Raw genomic sequence first — 6,240 nt, 5'->3', positions numbered from 1 at the left:
ATCGTCATGCGAATTTAAAGTATAACCACGGAAGCCGCACATTTTGGGCTAAGGGATATTACGTGAGTACGGTGGGACTCAACCAGAAAACAGTAGCAAAATATATCCGCGAGCAGGAAGCTGAGGATAAATTACGCGACCATATGACAAAGAGGGAATACGTCGATCCATTTAAAGATAAGTGACAGGAGTGAACGGTTGACGGTCAATTTAGAGTCCCCTTTAGGGGATTGTCAGTAAAGTGCCCTTATAGGGCGAAATTAAAACCGCCCGTTTTACGGGCGGATACTTACTTTGAAAATAGATTCCAAAACCATGTTTTTTGGCATCGAAGTGAGGCAGGCTTTAACTAATAATCTTAGAATCATGGCTGCCTGCTTTTTGCAGGGGTGAATGCTGAAATCAGGAGAAGTGCATGAGTGGGGGGAAATGCTCGAAGCCGTAGTGCTTGGAGCATTTCGATAGGTTATTTTAACTTATTTGTGGAATACAAAGCCCTTAATATATGTTGTATCTAGTTGATCTTATGCCTAAAACTAATTACTCCGAACGCTGTGCTAGGGATTTTCGATCAACCGCCAGCGGCTGCTGTTCCATCCATCCGTGCTTTACCAATATTTTATAGCAAAGTCTCCCAGCTTGTATTGCATGGAGTGATACTTGCTGGTAGTTTAAAATGATATCCGATCTTAAACTGGCACCTAAAGCAGCACTATAATAAGAAACAGCGGAATTTACCAATAACGCTGCGTGAAACATCATCAATTTATCCGAAAATGGACTTACAGTGGAATCTGTTATTTCCGCATCCCATTTCTCGGGGATGGGCAGATCATCTTGCCGTAATATGGCGTCCAGGCTGTCGGCATCTTTCCCAGCCAACTTAGCATTCTTTTCCATGAATTTACGAACTTCCTCATTCCCCGCTACCTGACCAAAAGCTAAACTCAATGATCGAACTAAACCGGTCTTTCTTGAATTATAGAATATATTACTGATTTCAGAAGTATTAAGTGGCCTTTTGTCCCCAATTAAATTCGAAAGGAATCCTGTTCTATCTATAAATTCAATCTCATTTGGTGATGGAACTGCAGGTATGCTGATGAATTTTGAATGACTTTTAGCCAACTCCGCAGACTTTTGGAATAATTCTTTTGAAGTTACTAAACATTCACAGAAATAATCCTGGATGTCTTTTCGATCTGAGTTTGTTATTGCAAGACCATATGCAGTTAACCCATGCATCGCCATAATTTTGGTGTAAAAAAGTAAAAAGTCGTCTGAAAATAGACGCGGGGCTTTAAGGTTCACATCCTTCTCTGTGAAGCCTTTTGGAATTTGGAAGTCTGCATTTTTTAAAAATTCGGTGATTTTAGTAATATGGCTTTCTGATAATTGCAAAGAAAATTCTAAAATAGATTGGATCTTTTTGTTTTCAACAATCTGAATAAAATATTTATAAATACAGATTGCCATGCTATCACCCATGTATTGAAACCAAAGAGCAGATACATCCGCAGCGTTTAAGGTTTGTTTCTTTCGGTTTCCAAAAATACCCAATACCTAAACCCCCATCTTATGAAAGATTCTTCTTTATTTTGCCATTATTTTGTGAAAGTGGTGAGAAAGTATGCATATAACCTGTTTTATCTCTTTAAACACATCGTATGGAAAACCATATTAGAACACAAAATAAGTTCGCCTATTATCTTATTATAGATAAATCATTATAAAATTAGTTTTGAAGTGTAAATGGGGTGAAAGTATTGAAGGGAGGGGGTAGAGAATAAGGCAAAAAAAGCGGAGACAAATAATAAAATGTACCCTGCAGAGCATCCGCTAAAAATAGACTGCTCTACAGAGCAAAGTATCTTACACTTCCTGGATATCAATGGTTAAGAAGTTTTCACATGCATATGCAGCCACGCCTAATGCTGTGGCATGGGTGGATAACTGTGAAAAATCGATCCTAAGGTCTTTCTGATGAGTAAAGAGTGTTTGGCTTTGTTTCTTTCTTAGCGGCTCTTCCAGCCACTTTGACGACGAGGCCAGGCGGTTGCCGATTATGACTTGTTCTGGGTTAAAGATATTGATGATGTTATTGATTCCGGTTCCTAAGTACTCTCCAATTTCTTCAAAAACCTCAATAACTTTTGCATCCCCGTTTTCAGCAAGTTCATTCAAACTTTCAAGAGAAAGCTTCTGGCCGTTTTCCGGCTGGATCCCATGTTTAGCCGCAGAGCTGGCCAATGCTTTTTCTGACGCATACAATTCCCAGCAGCCCTGGTTTCCGCATGGGCATTTAGGGCCGTCCACCTCAATGGTCATGTGGCCAAGCTCACCGGAAAAACCGTGATTTCCTTTATAAAGCTCACCGTTTAAGATAAGGCCGGTACCAATCCCGATTCCGACACTCACATAAATGATATTGCTTGAATCTTTTCCTGCCCCGAATTTCTTTTCGCCATAGGCACCCGCATTTGCCTCATTCTCGATTTGAACGGGAACGTTATATTTTTCTTCCATTGTTTTTTTCAGATTGATATTTTTCCAATTTAAATTAGGTGCGAGAAGGATTTCTCCATCTGTACTGACGGTACCCGGAACGCCGATTCCAATTCCAACCAATCCGTACGGACTCTGAGGCATTGCGTCAATCAGAGAATCAACAATGCTATATAATTCATCCTTTATTTCTTCAAAGGATAAACCATTAAATTTCATCATTTTTTCATTGACGATATTCCCTTGCAAATCAGTTAAGATTCCAAGGATATAGTTCACGCCTATATCAACCCCGATTGAGTATCCAGCCACATGGTTGAAAAGCAGCATGACAGGTCTTCTTCCGCCGCTAGAAACTCCTGGGCCGGATTCGAGGATCAGATTTTCTTTAAGGAGCTCGCTAACCTGAGAGGACACAGTTCCTTTGTTCAGTCCTGTTTTATTGGCAATATCGGCTCTCGAGATAGGGGTGTATTCCTGAATGGTTTGTAATACTAATGACTTGTTGCCTTTTTTGACAACATGCTGATTGTACGTTTGAGTCATTTTCATTTTGAAGCTCCATTCTTTTTCTATTTTCTTTAGTTTTACCATTTCTATTTCTATAATAAACTTAGTTTATCAGGTAGACAAACATTGTGCTGGGCAGTGATCACAATTTTGCAGCAAACCTGGCATAACAGCACAGCAATTTATTTAAGGAAACAATCTAGTTATTTTCTTCTTCAAAAAAAATTACTTTCTTGTTTAATTTGATCTATTCGTTTTTTTCCCCATTCATACATCATCTCAACAATTGGCAACAACGTCATCCCCAGTTCAGTCATTGAATATTCGACTTTCGGAGGAATTTCCGGAAACACTTCTCTATGAACGATTCCATCTTCTATCAGTTCACGTAATTGGTTTGTTAATACCTTATGAGATATTCCTGAGAACAGTTTTTGGAGTTCGCTAAAGCGATGTGGCCCTTCAACACCTAAATGCCACAAAATAACAACTTTCCATTTTCCGCTGATAATTGATAAAGTAAGTTCTTTTTCACAATGATAATCGTGATTTAATATTCTTTCTTTAATTTCTTCTCTTAATTTATCTGACATAGGGAGTTAACTCCTTTTCTTTTAATAGTAACCATTTGGTAACCTCCGCACAAAAAAGTGCATTCTTCACAATGCAGAAAACCGCCGGTAGAATGAAATTGTTCTTAAATAAATTTTTTCTATTTTAGGAGGCAAACATTTATGAGTAAAAAAGCTTTATTAATTATACCACCAGAAAGATTTAATGAAGATGAATTATTTCAGCCTAAAGAGGCATTAGAAAATGCTGGGGTAGAAGTAACCATTGCAAGCACAAAAACAGGTGAAATTACTGGTGACAATCAAGGCAAGACAATCGCTGAGGTGATCTTCTCTGACGTTTTAGCCACTGATTATGATGCTCTTTCTATTATTGGAGGATCCGGTACGAACGATTATTTATGGGGAAATCAAGAGTTACTAAGCTATTTAAAGCAAGCTCATAAACAAAATGTTCTTGTAACAGGAATTTGTGCCGGAGCTGTAACTGTAGCTAAAACAGGTTTACTTGCTGGCCGAAAAGCAACATGCTACCCTATAGACGTACAAAAGAACGAATTAAAAGCTCATAACGCAGAATACGTTGAGCAACATGTCGTAGCACATGATGATATTATTACAGGCGATGGACCAGACGGTGCGAAGGAATTTGGAAAAAGCCTGGTTGAAGCATTAAGTTAGTTCTTAAACGCGAAAACTTGTTTGATATGAAGCCCTTCGGAATTTATTCCGGACGGCTTTTTTTATAAGATGAATAACGCCGTTTTTGCCTTGTGTGCCTCCATCTTGGACGTTAAAAATCAGTAGTCCAACCGCCTTGATCACCAATCCAAAGCCCAGAATTCTTTTTAAAGTAGACCTTGAAGTACGATATGCCGCTTCCTCCATATTTCTTTTCATCAAATCCAGCATAATGGCAATCAAAGTAAACGCAGGGGGGAGGAACCGCAATGGATGCTGCCATAATGAATGCTGCAGTATAGGACGAATAAAATTTATTATCCATTTTTCATTAGCTAAACAGGTTTTTCACAAAGATGTATAAAAACACGTTCAAGAAGCTTCTGCCTTTATATACAATCATAAACTTTTACGGCTATCCAGATTTGTTTAACAGTTATTCATAAAAACTTAGTTTATCCAATAGACAAACTATTTATGTGCTGGTATAATAACAATGTAAGCTGTTACATTCATTAGGCTTTGATAAACGATACTGTTAAATTTGGCAAGGGAGTCCAGACTCCTGAGGAAAAAACGGACCGCTCGGGTTATGCTTATCCGCCCGGAGAAGCACTTCATTTTAACATTTTAGGAGGAACGATCAATGGCTTATTTTCAACATATCGATAAAATTAAATATGAAGGTTCAAAATCAACAAACCCATTTGCGTTTAAATTTTACAATCCAAAGGAAGAAATCGGCGGAAAAACAATGGAGGAAATCCTGCGCTTTGGTGTAGCTTACTGGCACACCTTCACAGCGGATGGTTCGGATCCATTTGGAAGCGGTACAATGATTCGTCCTTGGGATCGATTCACAGGAATGGATTTGGCAAAAGCGCGTGTAGAAGCTGCTTTTGAATTCTTTGAGAAGCTTGATGTACCATTCTTCTGCTTTCATGATGCAGACATCGCTCCAGAAGGAAGCACTTTAAGAGAAACGAATCAAAACCTTGATGCAATCGTTAGTATGATCAAGGATTACATGAAAGACAGCAAAACAAAATTGCTTTGGAACACGGCGAACAACTTCACGCACCCTCGCTTTGTCCATGGCGCTGCTACATCCAATAGCGCAGATATCTTCGCATACTCTGCTGCGAAAGTGAAAAAAGGCTTGGAAATAGGGAAGGAATTAGGTGCGGAAAACTATGTATTCTGGGGCGGCCGGGAAGGCTACGAAACCCTGCTTAATACAGATATGAAGCTGGAAATGGATAACTTGGGCCGTTTCCTTCATATGGCGGTCGATTATGCGAAGGAAATCGGCTTTGATGCCCAATTCCTAATTGAACCAAAACCAAAAGAGCCAACGACACATCAATATGATTCCGATGTTGCGACAGGCTTTGCATTCCTGCAAAAATACGGTTTGGAAAATTACTTTAAGTTTAATATTGAAGCGAACCATGCAACCTTGGCGGGACATACATTTGAACATGAACTTCGCTATGCACGTGTAAATAACATGCTTGGTTCAGTTGATGCCAACCAGGGTGATCCATTACTGGGCTGGGATACAGACGAATTCCCGACTGACTTATATTCTACTACTCTGGCAATGGTTGAAATTCTTAAAAATGGCGGACTGGGCCGCGGTGGATTGAACTTCGACGCAAAAGTGAGAAGGGGTTCATTCGAGGCGGATGACTTGTTCCACGCTCATATCGCCGGAATGGATAGCTTTGCTATAGGTTTAAAAGTCGCTCAGAAGCTTATTGATGATAAAGTCCTGGATGATGTAGTGGAAAATCGCTATAAGAGCTACACAGAAGGAATCGGACTTGAGATCGTGGAAGGGAAAACAGACTTTCATAAGCTTGAGGAGCATGCACTTGGCTTAACAGAAGTTAAGAATCAATCAGGCCGCCTGGAAAAAATCAAAGCAACTATCAATCAATATTTACTAAACGCTTACGCTGGAGAATAA

The 6,240-nt window shown here is 39.4% G+C and carries 7 protein-coding genes; 3 read left to right on the top strand and 4 right to left on the bottom strand.

The genetic code is table 11. From position 1 onward, the window contains the following. The coding region (locus L634_RS0113495) for a transposase (protein ID WP_026582909.1) at positions 1–185 on the top strand (185 nt) is incomplete at its 5' end. A gap of 355 nt (positions 186–540) precedes the next feature. Here L634_RS0113495 and L634_RS0113490 read toward each other — a convergent pair. The 3 genes from L634_RS0113490 to L634_RS0113480 all read right to left on the bottom strand — a co-directional run bounded on the left by L634_RS0113490 (position 541) and on the right by L634_RS0113480 (position 3,608). Further along, complete coding sequence (locus L634_RS0113490) at positions 541–1,560, bottom strand: DUF3231 family protein (RefSeq protein ID WP_026582908.1); 1,020 nt, start codon at positions 1,558–1,560, stop codon at positions 541–543. Between the two features lie 312 nt (positions 1,561–1,872). Then, entirely contained in the window at positions 1,873–3,057 is a 1,185-nt protein-coding gene (locus L634_RS0113485) for an ROK family transcriptional regulator (RefSeq protein ID WP_026582907.1), read from the bottom strand. 173 nt (positions 3,058–3,230) lie between these two features. Next, the gene (locus L634_RS0113480; protein ID WP_026582906.1) at positions 3,231–3,608 is read right to left on the bottom strand and encodes a winged helix-turn-helix transcriptional regulator; all 378 of its coding nucleotides are present in this window, start codon (positions 3,606–3,608) and stop codon (positions 3,231–3,233) included. A 141-nt stretch (positions 3,609–3,749) separates the two neighbouring features. On the opposite strand from L634_RS0113480, the gene L634_RS0113475 reads away from it, so the two are divergent. Continuing rightward, on the top strand, positions 3,750–4,268 hold the full coding sequence (locus L634_RS0113475) for a DJ-1/PfpI family protein (protein WP_026582905.1): 519 nt from the start codon (positions 3,750–3,752) through the stop codon (positions 4,266–4,268). 112 nt (positions 4,269–4,380) lie between these two features. Here L634_RS0113475 and L634_RS33410 read toward each other — a convergent pair whose 3' ends face one another. Further along, on the bottom strand, positions 4,381–4,551 hold the full coding sequence (locus L634_RS33410) for a hypothetical protein (protein WP_157452399.1): 171 nt from the start codon (positions 4,549–4,551) through the stop codon (positions 4,381–4,383). A gap of 363 nt (positions 4,552–4,914) precedes the next feature. Between L634_RS33410 and xylA the strand changes: the two genes are divergently transcribed. Continuing rightward, positions 4,915–6,240: a xylose isomerase gene (gene xylA / locus L634_RS0113465; protein ID WP_026582903.1), complete on the top strand. Its 1,326-nt coding sequence runs from the start codon at positions 4,915–4,917 to the stop codon at positions 6,238–6,240.

It is taken from the genome of Bacillus sp. J33 (assembly GCF_000518885.1).
GTDB lineage: Bacteria > Bacillota > Bacilli > Bacillales > Cytobacillaceae > Cytobacillus.
Note: the sequence above shows the minus strand (reverse complement) of the source record. Positions and strands in the feature narration are given on the sequence as shown.